Consider the following 20,305-nt stretch of genomic DNA (forward strand, 5'->3'; position numbering starts at 1 on the left):
CGGATCGCGCAAGCTGCTGGGGCGGCTGCGCGATGCGATGGCGGGCGATGTCGAAGGACAGGCCCGGCTCGACAAGATCACCCATCTGATTGCCGACAGTATGGGGTGCGAGGTGTGCTCCATCTATCTGTTCCGCGATGAGGATACGCTGGAGCTCTGCGCCACGGAGGGGCTCAATCAGGACGCGGTGCACAAAACCCGCATGAAACTGGGCGAGGGCCTTGTGGGCCAGGTGGCGCGGCGGCGCCAAGTGGTGAATACGGCTGATGCGCCTCAGGCCCGGGGGTTCCGCTTTATGCCGGAAACCGGAGAGGAGGTATTCTCCAGTTTCCTCGGCGTGCCGGTACAGCGGCTGGGGGAGGCGCTGGGCGTTCTGGTGGTGCAATCCAGAACGGCGCGCGAGTTTCTGGCGGATGAGGTCTATGCGCTGGAGGTCGTGGCCATGGTGCTGGCCGAGATGACCGAACTTGGCGCTTTCATCGGCGACAATGCGGCGATGTCTGCGCGCCACTCGCAACCGGCGATGTTCCGCGGGACCGTTGGTCAGGAGGGCGCGGCCGAAGGACATGTCTGGCTGCATGAACCGCGCGTGGTGGTGACCAACCCGATTGCGGACGATCCCGTGCGCGAGTTGGAGCGCCTGAAAGAAGCGGTCGAGCAATTGCGTGTTGGTGTCGACAAGATGCTGGAGATCGCGGGCAGTCAGGACAAGGATCAGCAGCAGGTGCTGGAAGCCTACCGGATGTTCGCCAACTCCAAAGGCTGGATGCGGCGGATGGAGGAAGATATCTCCAACGGCCTCTCCGCCGAAGCTGCGGTCGAGAAGGAACAGTCGCTGGCCCGCGCCCGCATGGGGCAGGTGACCGACAATTACCTGCGCGAACGTCTCAGCGATCTGGATGACCTCAGCAACCGGTTGCTGCGGATACTGACCGGGCAGGGGGCGGATACCGGGGCCGAAATGCCCAGCGATCCAATTCTGATCGCGCGCAACATCGGCCCGGCGGAACTGCTGGAATATGGACGGAGCCTCAAAGGCATCGTGCTCGAAGAAGGATCGGTGGGCAGCCACGCGGCCATTGTCGCGCGCGCCCTGGCCATCCCGCTCGTGGTGCATGCCAACCGGGTCACGACCGAGGCGCTGAATGGCGATCACATCATGGTGGATGGGGAGCAGGGCGTCGTGCACTTGCGGCCTGATGACACCGTGGTCAGCGCCTTCCGCGACAAAATCGCGATGCTGGCCGCAGCCCAGGAGCGCTATGCCTCTATCCGCGACAAGCCTGCGGAAACCAAGGACGGTGCTGTCCTGTCGCTGCACATGAACGCAGGTCTGATGGCAGATCTGCCGTCCCTGCCAAACTCAGGCGCCGAAGGTGTTGGGCTTTTCCGCACCGAACTGCAGTTTCTGGTGCGCAACCAGATGCCGCGCCGTTCCGAACTGGTCGCTCTTTACGCACGGGTGCTGGACGCGGCGCAGGGCAAGCGGGTGATTTTCCGCACGCTCGACATCGGGTCGGACAAGGTTCTGCCCTATATGAAACCCAATGACGAGCCCAATCCGGCCCTGGGCTGGCGGGCCATTCGGGTGGGGCTCGACAAACCGGGTATCATGCGGATGCAGCTGCAGGCCCTGATCCGGGCCGCTAACGGGCGTCCGCTGACCGTGATGTTCCCCTTCGTTGCGCAATTCGAAGAGTACCGTGCCGCTCGCAGGCTCATGGAAAAGACGCTGGCTGCCGAGGAACGTCTCGGCCATGTGTTGCCGGAAACCGTCGAGATCGGGGCCATGCTGGAAACACCCAGTCTTGCTTTTGCACCGGTGAAGTTTTTTGAGGAGGTGGATTTTCTCTCTATCGGTGGCAATGATTTGAAACAGTTCTTCTTTGCGGCAGACCGCGAGAACGAACGCGTGCGGCGGCGCTATGACACGTTGAACGTTTCTTTCCTGAGTTTCCTTGAAGGCATCGTCGAACGCTGTGCCAAGACGGGCACGCCGCTGTCATTTTGCGGCGAGGACGCCGGACGCCCGGTTGAGGCCATGTGTCTCGCAGCGATTGGATTGCGCAGCCTGTCGATGCGCCCGGCCTCAATCGGTCCGGTGAAGAACCTGCTCCGCCGCAGCAATCTGGAAGAGGTGCGCAAGGTCATCGCGGACGCGCGCCACCGCGGTGAAATGTCGGTGCGCCCGGCTGTGATGGAGTGGCTGCGCCAGCAGGGCTGATGCGGCGATCAACGATCCCGGACAGCCTTGTCGCGCGTCGGTCTGCGCCTAAGGCTCGCGTCTTAAGTAAGTTAAGAGCAGATCCTGTGGTCCACTAGCTCAGTAGAATAATCTCAAATATGCTGTGATCGGTCGTGTCAGATTTCTCGGCCACCTGCTTGACCTGTATTTTCGCGCCCGTTTCGTCAGCGAGGCCGTGCAGCAGCCCCAGAACCATGGAATCCAGCCCTTTCCGGTGAGAAAAGTAGTGTAAACGGTACATTCTGTCTCCGACCTCCTCCGTTTTGAAGGAGGGTGGCTTCAGATTTGGCATGGAACGCTGAATGCGGGCGTGCATGGCGTCAAGCCCATTCAACCGCTCAAGGAAACTGTCTCCCGCAAGCTTCATCAAATTGCCAAACTCCGAAGCTCCGGCGTAGTCGACCCAGTACGATCCGAACTCGGTCATCACCTTGTCGACGGAAAGGCCGGTGTGTTCCGAAATCGCGCCCGCGAGACGATAGGTTATGGCGTCGTCATAACTGGTCATGCTGTCGAACTGGTGGTCGCTCACGGAAGCTTTTTTGCAAACGGCCTGCCAAGCCTCTTCGTCGTGATGCTTCAGTATGAAAGTGCGAATGCCTTCGTTAACCATGCCGTACATACAAATTACCTCTCAATCTGGCCGAGCGCATTTAGGGAAGGGCATGCAAAGCTCTGTTCATCGCATTGCCCAAATGGAACCTGCGCGCTCGAAACGCGGGTGTCCAAGCGCGTGGGAACGGAATAGATATGCCCGGCAGCCTTGAGAACCCAAACGCCTGCAAGACGCTCTTGCGAAGATGCATTGTTCCGGTGCGAGGTTTCTTATGGATGTCCATTCAACGCGAGTTGAACTCGTTATTCCCAGCGCAAAACCTGGATCAAACGTAGCACAATCTCTTCGATCTGAGCCCCGAACGCTAGCGGTTCGGGACGCTCATCACTTGGTTGACGCATGCAGCAGCAGATCGCCATCGGGCATTGCTCGATCACCCCCGAAGACAGCCGTGCAGTCACCTGATCCTGCGCGGCACCGGTCAGGCGTGCATTGACGCCGACATCGCCGATCCGGCTGAAGGGTTGAGAGGTCGTAGGCGCACGCTCACATATTGTCTTGAAGAGGGTGCGCGTAAGCAAACCCGCAGCGAGGTCAGAACGGCGCTGACCAATGAATTGGCCGCTGCCGTTCGGACGAACGTTGATGTGAACGCCGCGCCGCTGCTCCGATCAAAGGTGTCGTCAGCGATCCGCAATCGCCCGCCCTTTGGCAGGCGGAATGGCCTATGACACATGAGGGCATATCCGCTGAGGATCTCAGAATGCGTCCGCGGCGGCAGTCGCGCGCATGGCGTCGTATCATTCAGGAAGGATATCCTGACGGCTTTCCGTCAATTGCCTTGGTTGAACACGGTCAGGCGACGGGCGGTTGCATGCCCCCTCTGTCGGAGCGGGCGGTGGGATCTTGGGGTCCGTGAGCGGGGATTTGTCACCTATTGGCGGGCTGGTCGCGAGGAGGATGGGACATGCAACGCATGAGACCTCGCGGCCTATCTGAAGGAGACCGGCGAGGTCTAGATGTCAGACGGTGCGGCCTTTGATCAAGATATGGGCAAGACCTGCACATGTTATCCCCAGGCACCGTAAGTTTCCCGATCGCATTTACGGAAAGCGCTCACCCCTCGGGCTAAAGCAAGGGGTTCGCATAGGCAAACCAGATCAGCCTCGCGGCCTGCCTGGAACAACCGCATTGCCCCGCGCAGGGTGAGTGAAACTGTCAACTGAGAGCGCCGCCCCGATCCCGGAGCGGTGCTTTTGCCTGCAATCGGACGCGCTACACAGCCGCCTTGTTGATCTCGGAACTTGCCAGTTCGGTCATTTCCCGATCGCCGCTGTAGCAGGCGTCGAGACAGGTCTGCAACACGGCTTTATCCTCCGGCAGATCAAGGCGCCCGGCAAAGGCGGCGAGACACCCGTAGCCGGCAATCGCGTAATGGACCATGCGCTGATACTGTGTGATGATCATCGCATCACGCGCGTCGTTGTCGCCAAAATCCTCCTCGATCGCATGTGCCTTGGCCTCTTTGACAAGACCTTCCATGCCCTTGCAGTGTTCACCGTTCGGATCCGCGTCGTGACGCCGCACAAGTGCCGCAACCTGTTCCATGCCGTCGCGAATGCCTTCCACACCCTTTTGCAGCAGGCTGCGCAGATCTTCATGCGTCGCCGCATCGGCGAGCGCCTCTGTCATCTCGGCGGCCTGTTTGTTCGCGCTATAGATGTCTTGTAACTGATCGACATAGACCTCTTTCAGGCTGTTCATACTCATGATGTCTCCTTTCTGTTCAGGTTTCGGTTCTCATGGTTTTCAAATGCCCCGGGCGGGCGGTGGCTGCGCGGGCGGCCCTGCCGTGACAGGGGAGGTCCGGAGGATCGGTCTCACTGAAGGCGCTGGTCTTCCCCGTTTTCGGTGATCATGTCGTTCAGCTGCACGCAGATGGAGGCCAGGCACTCACTGCTTGTCCGGAGAGCGTTCCTGGCATCGGTACGCCCCAGTGTTTCGGCAAAATTGGAAAGCAGCTGCAGCCGCTGGGCCTCGAAAGATCCGATCTCGTTGCTGGAGAGCAAAATCGCCACATCCACAAGGGCGGGTTCGTCTATCCGGTCGATCAGGTCGAAAAGATCATCGACCATGGCGGGCACGGCGGTCGGGTCTCGTCCACTCAACTGGTCGGCAACGACCCTCATGGCTTCTTCGGTGCGGTCGGCGTTGTCCCGCACGACATCGAGATAGAGGTTAAGGAGCTTGCGCAAGCCGTCGCTTTCAGCAGCCGAGACCATAAAAGGGATGTGCTGCGCCAGAAAGCATGCGCTGGAGTGGATGTCGCCGAGACGGCGGGACAGAAGATCTTCAGCCGAATAGACGTCCATAAGCCGCTCCTTCATATGGTGACCGGAAATGGTCGCACCCATCACCAACGAGTAAGCCCCTCTCGGGGCAGGGCTGCATCAATCTATCTTGAAGACGGCGCGGATCGCGCCCGACGTGCGGCGTTCAGGAGGGGAACCACGAGGTGTCGAGCGTCGCGTACCGGTCCGAAAAATCGACCATGTCGCGCAGCTTGTCTTCATAGCCCAGCGTCAGCGTAGCCCCGTTCCGGGAAATCAGGCCCGCGTCTTCCATTTCCCGGATTGTTTTGCTGACATAGGTATGTGTCAGGCCAAGGGCATCGCCGATTTCATGCTGGTTCATCGGCATCCGGATCGTGTTGCTCATGGCCTTGTTGGTCACCCGAAGCCGGGCAATGATGTCGAGAAAGAAATAAGACAGCCGTTCGCGGGCATCCATGCGCCCCATGGCGCGCAGCGTGTCGATGACGCAGGCATGATCGCGGTTGGCGATGGAGAACATCAGCGCGGTCAGCTTGGGCGATTCCCGGAAAATGACGTCGAGCTTGCTCTTGGGAAAGGGGCACAGGCAGCCATCTTCGGAAGCCCGGACATTGCAGGTCGCCTCCTCGAACGAGATGTCGGGAAAGCCGATGATGTCGCCGGGATGAAGAACCCGGATGATCTGTCGCCGACCATCGGGCATGTCGGTGTAGGAATAGAACCAGCCCTCCTTGACGACGTGAAGGTACTGCAGTTCGTCTCCCTCGCTGTAAACCTCCTGATGCCGGTAGTAATTGCGCTCGTGCTCCTCCAGCGCCGCGAGATGCTTTTCCGCAATGTCGTCCAGATCCACGTAGTAGGACAGCTTTTCCACAAGGCAGCTTTTACTCTGGGTCGACATGTCACCCTCCTCTTTGTGAGCCCACCAAGCCGGCTCCCGCAGTTGGTGTAACCGGGGACGGCACGCTTTCGTAAGTCCGCACAGAAGCGGACAAATCTGTTTCCTCTGAGCTTAGCACCAATAGGGCGCAAAGTCAGAGGATCGCCATGAATTGGGTCCGTTTCACGATGCCCCGGTTCAGATTTTCATGCTGCGCACGTAAAGATCATGGCGGTTTCAATATAGATTGAGATCGGCCTTCTCTGCCTTGGATACGATCAGGCGACAGACAGAAGGCGAATGGCGTGCTGCCACCGTATCCCTGTCTGCAAAACCGAAGGCCCGCGCCCTGTGGCTCCGCCATACTGCGGGCATTTTTGTCGATCTCAGAAGGAGACCTGCTTCATGAAAAGACTTCTCATCTCAACCGCGATGGGTTTGATGCTGACGACATCGGCGTTCGCCGATGCGCACTCAGGCGCGATGATGACGTATCAATCCGAACAAACCGGAGATATCTATGCATCCAACCTGATCGGCATGCGCATCTACTCCGCCGAAGCGGATTACGATGCGCTGACCGCTGACAGCGTCATGCAGGACGATGCCGAACAGAACTGGGACGACATCGGTGAGATCAACGATGTGATCCTGAGCCGTGACGGGCAGGTCAAGGCGGTGATCCTGGGTGTTGGCGGTTTCATCGGCATCGGGGAAAAAGATGTCGCTGTCGACATGAGCAGCATCAAGATCGTGAACGAAAACGACGATCCGGGTGATTTCTTCCTCGTGGTCAAGACCAACAAGGAGGCTCTGACCGACGCGCCCGCGTATGAGCGGCAGGACGATGTCGCCATGGCCAACGATACCGTGACGTCAGCCGACCGCCCGATACTGGCGCCCCCGGCTGTCGAACGCGATGGCTATGAGGTCGCAACCCCGGATCAGCTGACCACCGAGGATCTCACCGGCGCGCGGCTCTATGGGGCCAAGGATGAGGACATCGGCGAGATCGACCAGCTGATCGTTGATGACAACGGAAAGCTGCAACAAGCGGTTCTGGATATCGGTGGTTTCCTCGGGATTGGCGAGCATCGCATTGCGGTCGCGATGGATGAACTCAAGATCCTGCGGCCAGCCGAAGGCGGCGACGTGCGTGTCTACATCGACGCCACCAAGGAAAATCTGGAAAGCCAGCCAGAATACGAGGGCTGATAGAGCGCCTTCCGACAGCATGGATCTGTCATATCCCTGGTAACGAGTAACGATGCGCTCCCCCGGTCTTCGGGGAGCGCATTTTTTATGGGGGGAGTTCTATCCGTCGGGCGGATCAGCCCTGCGCGATGTCGTCGTCGGCTGCGGCGGTGCCGACAAAACGCCAGGCCTCATCTTCTTGCGATGTCTCGAAAGTCTTGGCGTCAACCGGCAGGATCTTGTCCATGATGGAGATCATTCGGCTGGCGCCGTCCGGTGCGCCGACCACGGCATATTTGTCGACCTTGAACAAGGCCCGCCAACGCGATTCCAGCACATCCCCGTCGAAGAGCGCATCCTTGTCGCTGCCGGTATAGCCGCTCATCCGGATCAACATGTTGACCTTGTCGTGCCGGTCGAAGGCATCGTTCATGTATTTGGCAAGTGCCTCTGCATCGTCGTCCGACACATGGCCGGTCACATCAAAGGCATAGACCGTGTCGCTGTGTGTCGGGATTTCTCTCACGGAGGGTAAGGTCAGGTGGGTCATTCGGGTCTCCTGCTGGCGTGAAACTGGATTGCCATCGCGCCGGTGCCGTCCGCCGCGCCGACATGTCTTCAACTGTCAGACTGGAGCAATCGTTCCCGGCTGACGTTGCACTAGATTGATGGTGACCGTGCTGATCGTTGCTAGATCGGACCCACAACGCAAACCGGTACGCGGTCCTTTGCCGGTACCACCATTGGAGATGTGAAATTGCCCCTCAAAGCAGTACTTTTTGGATCCATCGGAACCCTTGTCGAGACATCGGAACTGCAGCGCCAGGCGTTCAACCAGGCTTTTGCCGAAGCAGGTCTTGAGTGGAACTGGGACCGCGAGAGCTACAAGGCGCGCCTTGCGAAGTCGGGCGGGCGGCGGCGGATCGAAGACTATGCGCGCGAGCGCGGTATCGATGTCGATGCAGAGAGGCTTCACGCGCGCAAGACAGAGATTTTCGACGCGGCCATCACCGCGCGCGGTCTCTCCCTGCGACCGGGCGTGTCGGGTGTGGTCACTGCCGCCAAGGAACAGGGCATCAGGCTGGGGTTTGTCACAACCACGTCGCGGCAGAACGTCGATGCGGTGTTTGCGGCTCTGGCGGGGGATCTCTCTGCGGAGGATTTCGATTTCGTTGGCGACGCAACCATGGTCGATCAGAGCAAACCGGCACCGGACATCTACCGGTACGCGCTTGACGTGCTTGCCCTTGCCGCGTCGGATTGTATTGCCATCGAAGACACGCCGGTCAGCATGAAGGCCGCGCGCGGCGCGGGGATCGATTGTGTGGCTTTTCCGGGGGATTATGCGGATCGCAGTGGCTTTCCCGCCGATGCCCGGATTATGGACAGGCTTTCCACCGAGGCGCTGCTACGCTAGCGCCAGAAGATCAATAGATCGGATCAGACCCGAGCAGGCACTGCGGCGGACGTCAACGCCCGCCGACATGATCGTGACGCAAGCCTCTTGAGGGGCAGCGTTGTCCCGGGCAACACCTTACGACTTGGGTGTGCCGAGATCCTGAGATTTGGCCTCGGCCTCTGCGGCGTCGGCGACGCGCTTGATCGCCGTCTTCGCCTTCTGCTTGGCGGTTGTCGCGGCGGTCTCTCCCGATGCGTTCTGATCCGCCTCCGCCTTGATGTCGCTGGCTGCTTCTCTGGCCTCTTCACCTGCTGCCTGCGCCACCTTGCGGAGTTTTTCCTTCTCCTCACGGAACACCCGCTGGGCTTCGGCCATGGCCGCGTCGCTGCGTTCACCGAGGTAGTCATCTTCGACGCGACTGCGCGGCAGGGCTGCCGCGACGGCGGCCCCGGCAGCCAGGGCAAGCGCCCCGGCAATCAACGGCTGCTCTTCAAAAAGGTCAACCGCCCGGTCGCGGCCCCGTCGGGCCTGACGCACAGCGGCGTCCCGCGCCTCGACGGCCCGTTGGCGGGCGGCGATGATACGATCCCGCGCCTGATCGCTGAAGCCTTCCGTGCCCTCCGCTAGACGGGCCCGCAGGTCCGATGCCGTGTCAGACAACTGGCCGACGGCGCCTCCAACACTGTCGCGCGCCGCCTGCAGCTTTGAGGATGCCGCTTGGGTCGTGGATTTCGCGGCATCGGCGACATTGTCTTTCAAACTATGCCCGGACTGCGCATCTGACTGAGCGCCATCGCCATCCCTGTCCGTGTAAGGCATCGTCCGCGCCCAGGACGGATCATGCGCATGGCGCTCGGTCTCCCCGCTGGGAATATGACGCGGTCTGACGTCGCCGCGTTCCCACTGGTCGTCATATCCATAGTGCCGTTCGCGACGCTCCCAACGCCGTGCCGGGGCGGCGGTGCTGCCAGTTCCGCTGCCAAAAATCAGCCACGCGAGCCCGACGCCGGTCAGCGCGATTGCCATTGGGTTGTCCTTGACCGATTGCGAGATCGATCTGCCGATATCGCCTCCGTTTTCCCGCAGGTGGTCGGTCACCTTGCGGGTGACGGCCTCAACCGAAAACCTGTCCTGCAGATCCTCCAGCGTGTCCGTCAATCCGGCGCGTTCGCGCTCGATCTGACGTTCGATTTCTTCGGGGCTTCGGGTTTTAGTCGTCATTGTATGCCTCCTTGACGGCCGCCGCATCGCGTTGGACATTCTTGGCTGTCCGGGTGGGGGCCAAGTTGCTGAGTTTAAGATCGGTCATGCCCTTGTGCGCCATGCCATAGGCGACAGCAGCAAGCGCCACGCCCACGATGAGCGCAGCCCAGCCGCCATGCAGCCCTGCTTCCGTGAGCCCTGCGACAACTGCTGCCACCAGCACATTCAGCGCCGTCAGCGCAATGATCACGGCGCCGGCCAGCAGTCCGATGGCGACACCGGCGTTTGCGATGTTTTCATTGATCTCGGCGCGCGCCAGATCGACCTCGTTGCGCACCAGGGAACTGACGCGGCTCATCGCGTCGTTCAAAAGCCCGGTTGTTGATTTGTCGGAATGCGTGTTCATAGAAGACCTCCCTTGTCGATATTGGCCGCCGAAGCGCCAGGGTCGGCGGATGACGTGCCGACCGACGTGGTCCCACGCGACGCGTGTGACCGCGCGGCATCGTATCCAGGGTCTTCCGAACCGGTCTTGGATGCCTTGGCAAAGCGTACTGCGGCAAAGCCGACAAGGGCTGCCGCGCCGAGAAAGACCGCCGGATTGCGGCGTGAGATATCATTCAGGTCTGAGACGATCTGACCGAGGTCCTTGTCGCGGATGGCGTCCGACATATCGGCAATACCATCGGCGATCTGCCCCAGCGTGCGTTCCTGAGGCGACCCGCTGCGCATTTCCTGCGCCGCGGTGCGCAGCGCACTGGCGATGTTGTTGCCTTCTGCGGCCACGTTGTCTTTTGCCGCCTCCGCATGGGAGATCGCCGTTTGCTGTGCGTCTTTGGCGTAGGTACCTGCCTCCTCCGAGACGGTCTCGGCGAGCGCCTTGGCCTGTTTTTTTGCTTTTTGAACCGTGTCGGTCTGGTCCGGTTGCGTTTGTGTTGCTGACGTCGTCTGAGATGAGGGACTGCGCGTCGCCATCTGAGCCTCCTGCGGGTTAAGTGATGAAATTGAGAATCGCGAGTACGACCACGACCAGGCCGATGAGGTAAAAAACACTGTGCATGCGGGCCACCCTCCTTGTATGTTCCAGGCTCAGGGTACCGGCGCGGATTTGCGGCGTATCAAGATAGATTGAAGGGCGCGCGGAGCACCGGCGCGGTCTCGCGCATCAGTTGGAAGGGTGGCGGCGTGGCCTAGTGTCAGGGAATGTTGCGCGGGCAGGGTGCGCCGACAGTCAGGGGCGTGAGGAGGACCGAACGCATCACTTAAGATCGATGGTCCAGACGAGAAGCGTTATCGTCAGGCGTTCGTCTGAACCCGCTAGTAGGACATGAAAAATGCGCGGCGTGGTACGCCGCGCATTCATGGGTGGTGCAGGACAAATGCCTTCAGGCGACAGGCTCCACCTTGCCCATCGCGCGATGTAATTCAGCCGTTTCATGGGAAGACAGACCCAGAGCTGTCGCAAAGGATGACAGATAGTGCCGCTCGCTCTCATTATCGAGATCCCCGACCAGCAGCGCGGCCGAATAGGTCTCCTTGCGGGCATGCTGTGGCGTGGCTGCGGCGACAGCCTGCGGGTCGATCGGTTCGCGCAAAGCCGTCTGCAGAATGGCCCGTTCCTCGGGGGAGGCGTCATCCAGAATGTCCAACAATGTCTGCTGTTCCTCCGTGTCAATCGCACCGTCTGCGCGCGCGACCTGAACCATCGCCCGCAGGATCGGCCTGGCATCCTGATCTGCTTCGACGTCCTGCAGATTGAATTGATCTTCGAATTCGCGCGCCGGGGTTTCCGCCTCCGAGCGGTGGCCGAGCGCACTTGCCAAACCACCGAAGAGAGCGCCCAGCGACTGGTTCGCAGGGCTGATCTGTCCCGACGCGCCGGCTTCGCGCGGGCCGGTTGCTCCCGCCATGCCGAGACTGTCGAGAATACTGCCCAGCCCGCCGGTCCGTGCATCGGTCGCGCCCCCGATGCGGCCTTGCATGCCGCCCGGCTGCCGTGTCTGTTCGCCCAGACCCTGCAGGGATGATTTCAGACCGGACAGACCGCCCATTGATCGAAACACCTCGACGCCCTTTTTCGCGGCAAAGGCCAAGGCCAGTTTCGTGATCATTCGCTTGATAGACATTGTAAATCTCCCTGTGTGCTGCACTTTGTTCGTAGCTCTCTGCGCTCGGTGCCGTGGGTGAGGGCCCCCACCCGCTCTTCATTCAATGATCCGGCGTTCGTATCGACGTAAGCCGATAGCGCGCACAGGGGTAACCTCGCTCAAGGTCCAGTGGTTCCATGTGTGGCCACCCGGCGGACCCCGCCGGTTGGGTGGCGGGCAGTGCGATGTCATGCAGCTCCGCTCCGCGACGGGCGGCTCCAGGGATGGTTTCACCCGGCAAGAGCATGGAACAACACCGCAAGCTGCAAAAATGAGTGAAAAACCTCGGAACCTTCCGGAAGCGCAGGGTGTTTCTAACTCAATATCGCAAGTTAAATCGACAAAAGGAGTTATGTCATGCTTGGATGGGCTTTGACGTTTTTGATTGTTGCTCTCGTGGCAGCAGTTCTGGGCTTTGGCGGGATTGCCGGGGCATCCGCAGGTATCGCGCAAATTCTGTTTGTGCTGTTCCTCGTCCTGTTCGTGGTCGCAATGATCGCACGTGCGGTCAAGGGTCGCCCGCCGGTATAACCACAGTCCAATCGTAAAGAGGCGTCGCACATGCGGCGCCTTTTTGCACTTTAGAGACAGAATTCTCGGTGCCATGGCACCATCCAGGCGAACACACTTGGCGGTGCTGCCGCCCGTAACCCACGTGTACCGTTGCCAGCCGGTGGAACCAAACCGGTGCGCAGCGCGTTTTGTCCGAATGCTGAATTTCATTTCGTACGTCGTGGCGGCGGTGATCGCCTTATTCGTTGCAACGGCCTCCCTTGCGGAAGAGGAGACCTGTGACCGCGAGCGCTGGTATTGCGCGGATACTCTGAACCCGGGTTTGCCCGCGTCCTCCGCCACCGTGGATCGCGACACGCCGCGGGCAACCCTTGAAAGCTTCCTCAATGCCGCCCGTCACCAGAACTGGTCTGATGCCGCCCATCTGCTTGATTTATCCGATGTGCCGGAGGGCGATCAGGCCCGGATCGGTGCGCGTCTTGCGGAACGTCTCGAGACCGTCATCAGCCGCAAAGCCGTGATCAGCTGGGACGCCCTGCCGGACCGGCCTGATGGTATGGATGCCACCGCAGCCGCAGACGCGCCGCTGGCCGGTCAACCGCGCAAATCGCTTTTGCTCTGGACCGTCGACCTCAAGCGCTATCCCGCCAGCATTCGTCTCAACCGGATCCGTCCTGACGGCGGCGATCCGGTCTGGGTTTTCTCCCGTCAGACGGTGCAAAACACAGATGCGCTCTTTGCGCTCTACGGCCCGACCTGGTTCGAGGCGCAACTGCCCGAGGCGCTGAAAACAAGCACGCGCTTTGGCCTGATGTGGTGGGAGATACTGGGATTGCCGCTTGTGGTCCTGCTTGCCTTTTTGTGCAGCCGACTTGTCTGGACCGCCCTGACCGCCGCCAAACGTCGGGCCAAGAGAACACTAACGCGCGAAATCCTGCGCTCCGCCCGCGGCCCTGCCGCCATTGGCAGCGCCACCGGGATTGCGCTGGCGATTGGCTCCAACCTCTTCGTGTTCTCCGGCCAGATTTCCACGGTTGTTACTCCCGCCGCCTGGCTGGGGCTCATGGCCTCGGGTCTCTGGTTCGCCGTCAACTGTATCGACGTCATCCTCGACCGGTTGACGGAATTCGATGAAACCGATCTGACCAAATATCAGGCCCACCACATGCGTACCGTCGCAACCCGCGTTGCCGCAGCGCGGCGGGCGCTGGTCGTTGCCGTGGTGCTGATCGGCGGCGGCGTTTTCTTGTCGCAAACCAACGTGTTCCAGAACCTCGGTCTGACATTGCTGGGCACCGCGGGGGCACTCACCCTTGTGCTCGGCTTTGCCGCCCGCCAGGTCTTGGGCAACATCATGGCCTCCATGCAGATCGCCTTGAACCAATCCGCCAGGATTGGCGACCGCATCGTTTACAAGGACTATCTCTGCCATGTGGAGCGCATCAACTTCACCTATGTTCAGCTTCGTGACTGGGACGGAACGCGTCTGGTTGTGCCGGTTGACGAGTTCATCTCGACGCCCTTTGAGAACTGGACGATGCAAGAGCCCGAGATGCTGCGGATCATCAAGCTTAAATGCGCGCATCAGGCGGATGTCGATCAGCTGCGCACGATCTTTGATCGGGTGGTCGCGTCTCTGGACCCGGAGGAGCTGGGCGATCTCGATGATGCGAAAGTCCGGGTCGCCGGGCAGGATGCGCTCGGCAAGGACGTGTGGTTCGCGCTGCCCTGCGCCGATCCGAACACATCCTGGGACATGGCCTGCAAAGCGCGGGAGAAGCTGATTGCAGAAGCCACCGATCTGGAAAAGTCCCAGAACATCGACATTTTCCCGGAGGCGCGATTGTCGGAAGCGGCCTGATGATGCTGGCCCGCATATCTCGGGCTGATGTCGGCAGGATGTGATGGTTCAGGTTTTGCTTTGCGTTGAGCGACTGGTCCGGGCATCGTCCGCTGTCTGTCGGGACCTGAATTGGACTTATCTGACAGAGCCCCCGACATTCGGAGGCCGACAGGCGCGTCAGGCGCGTTGGTCTCCGGTCCGACACAAGCCGGGGCAGGGGACGACGTGGCGTCCCTGACCGCTAGAGAAACCACAAAATGACGCCGGTGCACGCCGCTGCGAAGGTCAGGATCGTGGCAAGCAGGGTCATACGTTTGTAGGATTGCGTCTCCACGTCATGTTCCGACATGCGCGTCTGGGTCTTGCGACAGTTGATTGCCGCCGCCCAGAAGATGAGGATGCCGGACAGGATAAAGAGCTCGGCGATCGCCTTGGCCAGCAGGGGATACTCCGTGCCATTGAAAACCGCTTTGAGGCCAAGGGCCAGCGCGACACATGCCATCCCGGTGCGCATCCATCCCGCAAAGGTCCTTTCATTGGCAAGCACCGTGCGATCTTCGGCCCAGGCCGTTCTCGCATTCGCCAGATCGTTCGAATCCGGATCTTTTGGAAGGTCGGCTGTGGGCATGTCTCTTCTCCTGTGGCTTGGGTTCGGCGGGGCGCAGATAGAAGCATAGACGGCACGACCGTATCTGAGCCAGTGTCACGCCCTGTCGTCTGCTGCCCGGGGTCCCCTAGCTTTCAAGCCAGCTGAGCAGATGTTGCTCGCTCACCCGCAGGTCGGGAATCTCCGTTGGCGCTGGCAGGGTCGCCTCATGTTGCGCCAAATCGATCACCTTCGGATGAATATAACTGTTGCGGGCAATCGTCGGTGTATTGTGCAACCTCTTTGCCGCGGCCTGTGACATCTCCTTGATCGTGGTCGGACCGGCCTGAGCAACTTCGAAAGCCGCCAATGTCCCTGCCCATGTGCGAAACGTCTTGGCGGTGATCCCGTCCATGTCACAGGTGGCCGCGATATAGTCGTTCAGAGCGTGCGAGCTGAGTGTCTGCGGGCCGCCGTCGTCATCGACCCAGCTTAGGAGCGTGGCACCGGGCAAATCGCCGATCTTGTTCAGGATGCGCGCCAGGGTCCGGTCCGCCATCTGCTTGCGGACGCGCTTCCCGCCTTTCGCAGTGTAGCTGAGATTGATACAGGTTCCGTTCAGCGCGACATGGCGCTGCCTGAGCGTCAAAGCACCATAGCTTCCGTTCTCGCGGGCATATTCGTCGCTGCCGACCCGCATCGCGACCCGGTCGATCAAGGCCACCGCACTGGCGAGCGCAAAGGTCTTTTCACCGGCGTTTTCGGTAAGATCACGCCGCACCCGGCGCCGGATGCGCGGCAGGGTTCGGCCGAAGTCGGGCAGCAACTCAAACTTGGTCCTGGCCCGTTCTGCCGCCCAATCCGGGTGATACCGATACTGTTTGCGGTTTTTCGCATCCCGTCCCGTGGCAAGCAGGTGGCCGTGGGGCAGGGGGCACATCCACACGTCATCATAGGCCGGAGGCACGGCGAGCGAGGCCAGCCGCTTGCGTTCGCCTGCATCATCTATCGCCGTGCCGTCCGGGGCGAGGTACCTGAACCCTCGGCCCCATCGTTGGCGCGTGATGCCCGGACGGTCATCCGGATAGTAGACGATGCCTGGCATGATCAGAACTTGGTCACCTCGGAGGCGAGTTTCAGCACAGCGTCCCCGTCCTCCTGTTTGATGTAGAGCGCTTTGTCGTCATCTGACCCGTTCCGCGTGACCTCCGTGCCCTTGATCTTGCGGGTCACCGAGCGGGTATAGGTCTTGTCGACGGTGCCGGTGGCGGTTCCATTGCCCCAGTCCCACTTGACCTTGTCTCCTGTTCCAATCGACATTCTGTGTTTCCTCCTGGTTCGTCATTAAAGCGCTGGTAGCTCCTACAGGCGCCGGCCTCTCAGGATGACTGGGCCTCTTCTTTGTCGAGCGCGCTGGATTTCACGTTCAGTGGTTCCTTGAAAGTCAGTGTCCGGTAGGGGAAGGGGATTTCCACGCCTGCGTCGTCCAGCGCCCGTTTGACCGCCGCGATCACCTGATCGCGAGAGCGGCGGATATCTATGGGTCTGGACCCGGTCCACCAAGTGACTTCGAAGTCGATCGAGGATGCGCCGAAGGCCTGCGCAAAGACCTCCACATCCTTCACATCATCGCGCACGGTATCCACACTGATCACCGCATCTTCAATGATGCTGCGCGCGGCATCGACATCCTCGCCATAGGCAACCCCGCACATGATGGTCGTGCGGCGCAGATCGCGGTCGGTTCGGACGACGACGGCGTTCTGAAAAAGGATGTGGTTCGGCACGACAACCCGCTGGCCGTCCGTCTGGCGGACATGGCTGTCGCGGATCGTGATCTCTTCCACCTGCCCCTCGACGTCGTCGCATTCGATGTGGTCACCGATGCGGAACGGTTCCCGCAGCAGGATCAGGATGCCCGCCAGAAAATTCTCGAACGTGTCCTTGAAGGCGAAACCAATCGCCACGGAACCCAGACCAAGCGTTGTCAGCGCCTTGCCGGGCGTGATGGATGGAAAGACAATCGTGAGCGCCAGCAGTATGCCGACAAGCCACAGACCAACGCCCGCGATCATCGCGAGCACATCGACAAGGTTCTGGCGCATCCTGAACCGCTTGCCGAGCCGCCGCACAATTCCCTTGGCCAGCGACGTAACGGCCCATGTCGCCAGAACCACGACGACAGCGACCACCAGCCGCGGCCCGACGTCGACAAGCGCATCGGCATATTCGGTGAGCTTGTCCACAAGCGCCGTGGTGAGTGTCGTGACTTCCATGATTGCCTTATCAATGACCGATATGCGTTAACGCCCCACAGGACCGAATGTTCCCAACCGCGCGCGCCCGGCTTGCGTGATCCGGCTGAACCTCAAGGATGACAGGCCTCTTTGCCGCACCCCTGGGGCATACATGATCGACGACGAAACCTCATGGTCGCAGTGACTGTTCACGCGACCTGCAACCCACTTTGGGTGTCCATTGTCCGCCTCTTGGTGAGATCAACTGGCAGTCGGTAAAGTCTCTCGCGTCGGCGAATTGGAAGCCCTACCAACCGGAGCAGCCGCGTGATCCTCCCAAGGTTCAGGAGGTCCGGGGGGTAGGTTTTAGGCAAGTGTGCGGGCTGACCATCGCCATCCGCTCATAGCGCCGGCAATTATGGCATCCAAATCAAATCCAAACCGAGCTCTGTTTCGACACAAGCACAACGATTTGGGGAGAAACCCTTGTTCGAATTTTGCAGGCGCTTGGGAACCAAGGTGAAAACAATGCGTTGGCTGATGTGCAGGCCGCAATCAGGCTGTGACATACAGATGATCGGTTTGACTGATGGAATTCATGCCATTTTACATGGTGCCCCGCGGGAAAACTACATTCAGGTCGCGCAGTAAAAATTTGTTAAAGAATGATTTTTGTCCGATTCAGTGGTGTTCACGAAGCCACTATCGGTCTGCTGAAGAGGTGATATGATGAAGACCACCCTCCACAAGTTTGCGCTTTCGCTTGAGCGCGGATTGGATCGGTTTCGACGGCAACAAAAACGAAGCCGCGTGATCGAGGCCTATGCGGGCTACGCGACGCCCACCGCATTGGTTGCAAGGGGGCGGGTGCTAACATCGCTGCGAAAGCAAAATCCGGCAGTCGATGCCTCGTGGCTGACCAACCTGCGCGAAATGATCTCTCTCTTCCTGACCGATGAGGTGGCCGACGTCACAGTCCGCACCGGAGAGACCGAAACAACCAGTGACGAGGAAGGGTATTTCACGCTGAGCCTGCCCCGCGAATCGGCGACGGGCTGGGTGCCTCTGCCGGTGAGGATCGAAGGGTTCGAGGATGAAACGCAATGTTTCGTCCTTGTTCCGTCGCCGGAGGCCAAGTTCATGATCATTTCGGACATTGACGACACGGTGCTTGAAACCGGTGCATATTCCTTGACGCGTAACCTGTGGACCTCAATGACCGGCAATATTCTCAACCGTCGTGTGTATGCCGATGCGGTGCGGCTGTTGCGGGATCTTTCGGAGGAAGGGCGCAATCCGGTCTACTACGTCAGCTCTTCGCCGTGGAACCTGTACTCGTTCCTCACAAGAATTTTCGCGCGAAACGACCTGACGCGCGGGCCGATGTTCCTGCGCGATCTGGGACTGTCTGAGGACAAATTCATTACCGCGGGGCACGGCAGCCACAAAGGCGCAAGCATTCAAACGATCCTGGAGGCCAACCCCACGTTGCCTACGCTGCTGATGGGCGATACCGGACAGAAGGACGCCAAGATTTATGCAGATGTTATTGAGGCCTTTCCTGATCGGGTGAAGGCAGTCATCCTGCGGGAAACGAATGACGGGTCTGACGCTGTCGACAAGTCCGAAATGCTCAGGATCCGAAACGCCGGTGTCGAGGTCTTTCACGGACCGCAGATGCCGCCCAGCCGCGACGTCGCGCGACTGCTGACGTCCGAGACCTAGTTCCTTGGGCCGACTGAGCGGTAGTGGGTGCATACGCGACACCCCCCAGTGAAAAAGACAAAGCTCCGGTGGCAAGGCTTCGGGAGGACACAGCACAGGTATTGAAATGTCGTAGAGCCGATTACTTTTGGATGCCTGGCCCAAAAAGCTGAGCAAAATCAGTCCTTGGCCGTGCCTTTAATTTCCGGATTGTGTCATGAATTGGAGAGTGGGCAGAATTTGGTGATCAAGCGGCCATCTGTGAAACGGTCAGCCTCCCAAGCTTCGCTGGCGCGGATAATGCATCGGATCGAAGCCGTACCCTGTGCCAGCGCGTGCCTCGGTTGATCTCCTCATTGAGGATATCGCTGCCGACTTGGGAGAACGATCCGTCGAAGTGTTGCAAGTCGCAGGCGGCTGGATGCCGCGCATGTGGTTAGGTTGTGCGCCCGCGATCCGGGCGGCAACCGATGTCGGAGACCAACATCTCGACCTGCATGAGTACGATGTCGCCGGGCTGGCGGCCATCGCCTACCACTAGTTGATCACGCGCGATGGGCTCAAGGGCATCTTCGGCAGGGAAGTCAACACATCCGAGCTGATCAAACCCGCCCAGCTAAAGCGAGAGACGGTGGACCAGTAAATCGACATCCTCATTCGGCGGTCGATGGTCACCAAGCTGAGCGCCTGGATGCCTGAGGAACGCAAACGAGATATCAAACAGCCAAAATCTCCATTAGTCGATACGGGCATTGACGCGGCACTTCGTCGGCCAAATAAAGGGTCGTTTAACATCGGCGACAGTCCGGAGTTTCTTGGAGAGCTTTTTTATCGGGGAAAAACTGTCACTGAAAGGGAAATCGGAAAGCGGAAGTTCATTGCAGTCGAGAAGAATTCAGCATGGAGCAAGTCAAGCGGACATGGACGACAAACAACATCGAAAACGCTGATGGGAAAACGCGACCACGTTCTATGCGTTCGCGGTAGCTGAGTAACGGGTGCCTTTGGCCGCTTCAATACATCGCGGTGTACAACGTGATGGAAACGGGATCACCAAGGGCCAGCGGCGCACTGCCACGCGCAAGTAGCCAGCCGTCGTCGCGCTGGAGGTGTGCAACTACCTCCATTTTGTGTGATGTGTTCAGACGCTCAGGCAATGCCAGGGTAAACGATATCGTCTCTGATTTGCCGTCGCTGTTGACCTTTGTTTCCATCGTACCTTGTCGGGTGCCATCCTGAATGGATGGCTCCGCGATCTGGATGTTGATCTGGCCTTTCGGGATAACCTCTCCGCTTGTGTAGGTGACCGCGCCACGCACAACCTGTGACTGCGCCGATACCGCTCTGGCGAACACGGCAACGACCGCAGATCCTGCCGCAATGAGAAGGGTTCGGCGATTGACCGGGGGTTTCACGTCGCTACGTCCTTTCCTGTTGCCTTACCCGCGCGGCGCGCGCGCCGCGC

Annotated in this window: 21 protein-coding genes and 1 pseudogene; 8 read left to right on the forward strand and 14 right to left on the reverse strand. The window is 59.9% G+C overall.

The features are described from left to right. Positions 1 to 37: 37 nt before the first annotated feature. On the forward strand, positions 38 to 2,224 hold the full coding sequence (gene ptsP, locus ISX84_RS01925; protein WP_229884109.1) for a phosphoenolpyruvate--protein phosphotransferase: 2,187 nt from the start codon (positions 38 to 40) through the stop codon (positions 2,222 to 2,224). A 94-nt stretch (positions 2,225 to 2,318) separates the two neighbouring features. On the opposite strand, the gene ISX84_RS01930 is transcribed toward ptsP, so the two are convergent. The 4 genes from ISX84_RS01930 to ISX84_RS01945 form a co-directional block, all read right to left on the reverse strand. After that, positions 2,319 to 2,867: a heme NO-binding domain-containing protein gene (locus tag ISX84_RS01930; protein ID WP_195818633.1), complete on the reverse strand. Its 549-nt coding sequence runs from the start codon at positions 2,865 to 2,867 to the stop codon at positions 2,319 to 2,321. 1,209 nt (positions 2,868 to 4,076) lie between these two features. Beyond that, positions 4,077 to 4,571: a ferritin-like domain-containing protein gene (locus ISX84_RS01935; RefSeq protein WP_195818634.1), complete on the reverse strand. Its 495-nt coding sequence runs from the start codon at positions 4,569 to 4,571 to the stop codon at positions 4,077 to 4,079. Between the two features lie 110 nt (positions 4,572 to 4,681). After that, the gene (locus ISX84_RS01940; RefSeq protein WP_195818635.1) at positions 4,682 to 5,173 is read right to left on the reverse strand and encodes a DUF892 family protein; all 492 of its coding nucleotides are present in this window, start codon (positions 5,171 to 5,173) and stop codon (positions 4,682 to 4,684) included. A gap of 124 nt (positions 5,174 to 5,297) precedes the next feature. Next, positions 5,298 to 6,035, reverse strand: a complete 738-nt coding sequence (locus ISX84_RS01945) for a Crp/Fnr family transcriptional regulator (protein WP_195818636.1) — start codon at positions 6,033 to 6,035, stop codon at positions 5,298 to 5,300. Between the two features lie 384 nt (positions 6,036 to 6,419). On the opposite strand from ISX84_RS01945, the gene ISX84_RS01950 reads away from it, so the two are divergent. Then, positions 6,420 to 7,229: a PRC-barrel domain-containing protein gene (locus ISX84_RS01950; RefSeq protein ID WP_195818637.1), complete on the forward strand. Its 810-nt coding sequence runs from the start codon at positions 6,420 to 6,422 to the stop codon at positions 7,227 to 7,229. A 115-nt stretch (positions 7,230 to 7,344) separates the two neighbouring features. Here the strand turns inward: ISX84_RS01950 and ISX84_RS01955 are convergent, their stop codons facing one another. Further along, positions 7,345 to 7,758 (reverse strand): STAS/SEC14 domain-containing protein, encoded by a 414-nt coding sequence (locus tag ISX84_RS01955; protein ID WP_195818638.1) that lies wholly within the window; start codon positions 7,756 to 7,758, stop codon positions 7,345 to 7,347. Positions 7,759 to 7,965: 207 nt separating this feature from the next. On the opposite strand from ISX84_RS01955, the gene ISX84_RS01960 reads away from it, so the two are divergent. After that, positions 7,966 to 8,625: an HAD family hydrolase gene (locus ISX84_RS01960; protein WP_195818639.1), complete on the forward strand. Its 660-nt coding sequence runs from the start codon at positions 7,966 to 7,968 to the stop codon at positions 8,623 to 8,625. Positions 8,626 to 8,742: 117 nt separating this feature from the next. Here the strand turns inward: ISX84_RS01960 and ISX84_RS01965 are convergent, their stop codons facing one another. The 4 genes from ISX84_RS01965 to ISX84_RS01980 form a co-directional block, all read right to left on the reverse strand. Beyond that, positions 8,743 to 9,828, reverse strand: coding sequence for a DUF3618 domain-containing protein (locus ISX84_RS01965; protein WP_195818640.1), 1,086 nt, complete (start codon positions 9,826 to 9,828; stop codon positions 8,743 to 8,745). Further along, positions 9,818 to 10,216 carry a phage holin family protein gene (locus ISX84_RS01970; protein WP_195818641.1) on the reverse strand — a complete coding sequence of 133 codons (399 nt, stop codon included), beginning with the start codon at positions 10,214 to 10,216 and terminating at the stop codon, positions 9,818 to 9,820. Before ISX84_RS01970 ends, ISX84_RS01965 begins: the two co-directional genes overlap by 11 nt. Next, complete coding sequence (locus ISX84_RS01975; RefSeq protein ID WP_195818642.1) at positions 10,213 to 10,785, reverse strand: hypothetical protein; 573 nt, start codon at positions 10,783 to 10,785, stop codon at positions 10,213 to 10,215. Before ISX84_RS01975 ends, ISX84_RS01970 begins: the two co-directional genes overlap by 4 nt. Positions 10,786 to 11,195: 410 nt before the next feature. Further along, positions 11,196 to 11,936, reverse strand: a complete 741-nt coding sequence (locus ISX84_RS01980; protein ID WP_195818643.1) for a DUF533 domain-containing protein — start codon at positions 11,934 to 11,936, stop codon at positions 11,196 to 11,198. A 378-nt stretch (positions 11,937 to 12,314) separates the two neighbouring features. Here ISX84_RS01980 and ISX84_RS01985 point away from each other — a divergent pair, with 378 nt between their 5' ends. Both ISX84_RS01985 and ISX84_RS01990 read left to right on the forward strand, forming a co-directional pair. Beyond that, positions 12,315 to 12,488, forward strand: a complete 174-nt coding sequence (locus tag ISX84_RS01985) for a DUF1328 domain-containing protein (protein WP_195818644.1) — start codon at positions 12,315 to 12,317, stop codon at positions 12,486 to 12,488. A gap of 178 nt (positions 12,489 to 12,666) precedes the next feature. Then, complete coding sequence (locus ISX84_RS01990) at positions 12,667 to 14,331, forward strand: mechanosensitive ion channel family protein (protein WP_195818645.1); 1,665 nt, start codon at positions 12,667 to 12,669, stop codon at positions 14,329 to 14,331. Between the two features lie 223 nt (positions 14,332 to 14,554). Here ISX84_RS01990 and ISX84_RS01995 read toward each other — a convergent pair whose 3' ends face one another. From ISX84_RS01995 to ISX84_RS02010, 4 genes are all read right to left on the reverse strand, one after another. Further along, complete coding sequence (locus ISX84_RS01995; RefSeq protein WP_195818646.1) at positions 14,555 to 14,941, reverse strand: YidH family protein; 387 nt, start codon at positions 14,939 to 14,941, stop codon at positions 14,555 to 14,557. Positions 14,942 to 15,047: 106 nt separating this feature from the next. After that, positions 15,048 to 16,004: a DNA topoisomerase IB gene (locus ISX84_RS02000; protein ID WP_195818647.1), complete on the reverse strand. Its 957-nt coding sequence runs from the start codon at positions 16,002 to 16,004 to the stop codon at positions 15,048 to 15,050. 2 nt (positions 16,005 to 16,006) lie between these two features. After that, positions 16,007 to 16,219 carry a DUF2945 domain-containing protein gene (locus ISX84_RS02005; RefSeq protein WP_195818648.1) on the reverse strand — a complete coding sequence of 71 codons (213 nt, stop codon included), beginning with the start codon at positions 16,217 to 16,219 and terminating at the stop codon, positions 16,007 to 16,009. A 59-nt stretch (positions 16,220 to 16,278) separates the two neighbouring features. After that, entirely contained in the window at positions 16,279 to 17,175 is an 897-nt protein-coding gene (locus tag ISX84_RS02010; RefSeq protein WP_195818649.1) for a mechanosensitive ion channel family protein, read from the reverse strand. Between the two features lie 690 nt (positions 17,176 to 17,865). Between ISX84_RS02010 and ISX84_RS02015 the strand changes: the two genes are divergently transcribed. The 3 genes and pseudogenes from ISX84_RS02015 (at position 17,866) to ISX84_RS02025 (ending at position 19,831) form a co-directional block, all read left to right on the forward strand. Next, positions 17,866 to 18,861, forward strand: a complete 996-nt coding sequence (locus ISX84_RS02015) for an App1 family protein (RefSeq protein ID WP_195818650.1) — start codon at positions 17,866 to 17,868, stop codon at positions 18,859 to 18,861. 253 nt (positions 18,862 to 19,114) lie between these two features. Next, a pseudogene (locus ISX84_RS02020) lies at positions 19,115 to 19,378 on the forward strand (SMC-Scp complex subunit ScpB); the annotation flags it as partial. A gap of 153 nt (positions 19,379 to 19,531) precedes the next feature. Beyond that, positions 19,532 to 19,831 carry a hypothetical protein gene (locus ISX84_RS02025; RefSeq protein ID WP_195818651.1) on the forward strand — a complete coding sequence of 100 codons (300 nt, stop codon included), beginning with the start codon at positions 19,532 to 19,534 and terminating at the stop codon, positions 19,829 to 19,831. 22 nt (positions 19,832 to 19,853) lie between these two features. On the opposite strand, the gene ISX84_RS02030 is transcribed toward ISX84_RS02025, so the two are convergent. Beyond that, entirely contained in the window at positions 19,854 to 20,255 is a 402-nt protein-coding gene (locus ISX84_RS02030; RefSeq protein WP_195818652.1) for a hypothetical protein, read from the reverse strand. Positions 20,256 to 20,305: the final 50 nt, after the last annotated feature.

Source organism: Roseobacter sp. MH60115 (assembly GCF_015644665.1).
GTDB lineage: Bacteria > Pseudomonadota > Alphaproteobacteria > Rhodobacterales > Rhodobacteraceae > Roseobacter.

Excerpts from the sequence above, each read along its gene's own strand:
- ISX84_RS02015 (WP_195818650.1), top strand. The coding sequence starts at position 17,866 with ATGAAGACCACCCTCCACAAGTTTGCGCTTTCGCTTGAGCGCGGATTG.
- ISX84_RS01940 (WP_195818635.1), bottom strand. The coding sequence starts at position 5,173 with ATGGACGTCTATTCGGCTGAAGATCTTCTGTCCCGCCGTCTCGGCGAC.
- ptsP (WP_229884109.1), top strand. The coding sequence starts at position 38 with ATGGCGGGCGATGTCGAAGGACAGGCCCGGCTCGACAAGATCACCCAT.
- ISX84_RS01995 (WP_195818646.1), bottom strand. The coding sequence starts at position 14,941 with ATGCCCACAGCCGACCTTCCAAAAGATCCGGATTCGAACGATCTGGCG.
- ISX84_RS01945 (WP_195818636.1), bottom strand. The coding sequence starts at position 6,035 with ATGTCGACCCAGAGTAAAAGCTGCCTTGTGGAAAAGCTGTCCTACTAC.
- ISX84_RS01935 (WP_195818634.1), bottom strand. The coding sequence starts at position 4,571 with ATGAGTATGAACAGCCTGAAAGAGGTCTATGTCGATCAGTTACAAGAC.
- ISX84_RS01950 (WP_195818637.1), top strand. The coding sequence starts at position 6,420 with ATGAAAAGACTTCTCATCTCAACCGCGATGGGTTTGATGCTGACGACA.
- ISX84_RS01930 (WP_195818633.1), bottom strand. The coding sequence starts at position 2,867 with ATGTACGGCATGGTTAACGAAGGCATTCGCACTTTCATACTGAAGCAT.
- ISX84_RS01980 (WP_195818643.1), bottom strand. The coding sequence starts at position 11,936 with ATGTCTATCAAGCGAATGATCACGAAACTGGCCTTGGCCTTTGCCGCG.
- ISX84_RS01985 (WP_195818644.1), top strand. The coding sequence starts at position 12,315 with ATGCTTGGATGGGCTTTGACGTTTTTGATTGTTGCTCTCGTGGCAGCA.
- ISX84_RS01955 (WP_195818638.1), bottom strand. The coding sequence starts at position 7,758 with ATGACCCACCTGACCTTACCCTCCGTGAGAGAAATCCCGACACACAGC.
- ISX84_RS02005 (WP_195818648.1), bottom strand. The coding sequence starts at position 16,219 with ATGTCGATTGGAACAGGAGACAAGGTCAAGTGGGACTGGGGCAATGGA.
- ISX84_RS02010 (WP_195818649.1), bottom strand. The coding sequence starts at position 17,175 with ATGGAAGTCACGACACTCACCACGGCGCTTGTGGACAAGCTCACCGAA.
- ISX84_RS01970 (WP_195818641.1), bottom strand. The coding sequence starts at position 10,216 with ATGAACACGCATTCCGACAAATCAACAACCGGGCTTTTGAACGACGCG.
- ISX84_RS01975 (WP_195818642.1), bottom strand. The coding sequence starts at position 10,785 with ATGGCGACGCGCAGTCCCTCATCTCAGACGACGTCAGCAACACAAACG.
- ISX84_RS02000 (WP_195818647.1), bottom strand. The coding sequence starts at position 16,004 with ATGCCAGGCATCGTCTACTATCCGGATGACCGTCCGGGCATCACGCGC.
- ISX84_RS01990 (WP_195818645.1), top strand. The coding sequence starts at position 12,667 with ATGCTGAATTTCATTTCGTACGTCGTGGCGGCGGTGATCGCCTTATTC.
- ISX84_RS02025 (WP_195818651.1), top strand. The coding sequence starts at position 19,532 with ATGCCTGAGGAACGCAAACGAGATATCAAACAGCCAAAATCTCCATTA.
- ISX84_RS01965 (WP_195818640.1), bottom strand. The coding sequence starts at position 9,828 with ATGACGACTAAAACCCGAAGCCCCGAAGAAATCGAACGTCAGATCGAG.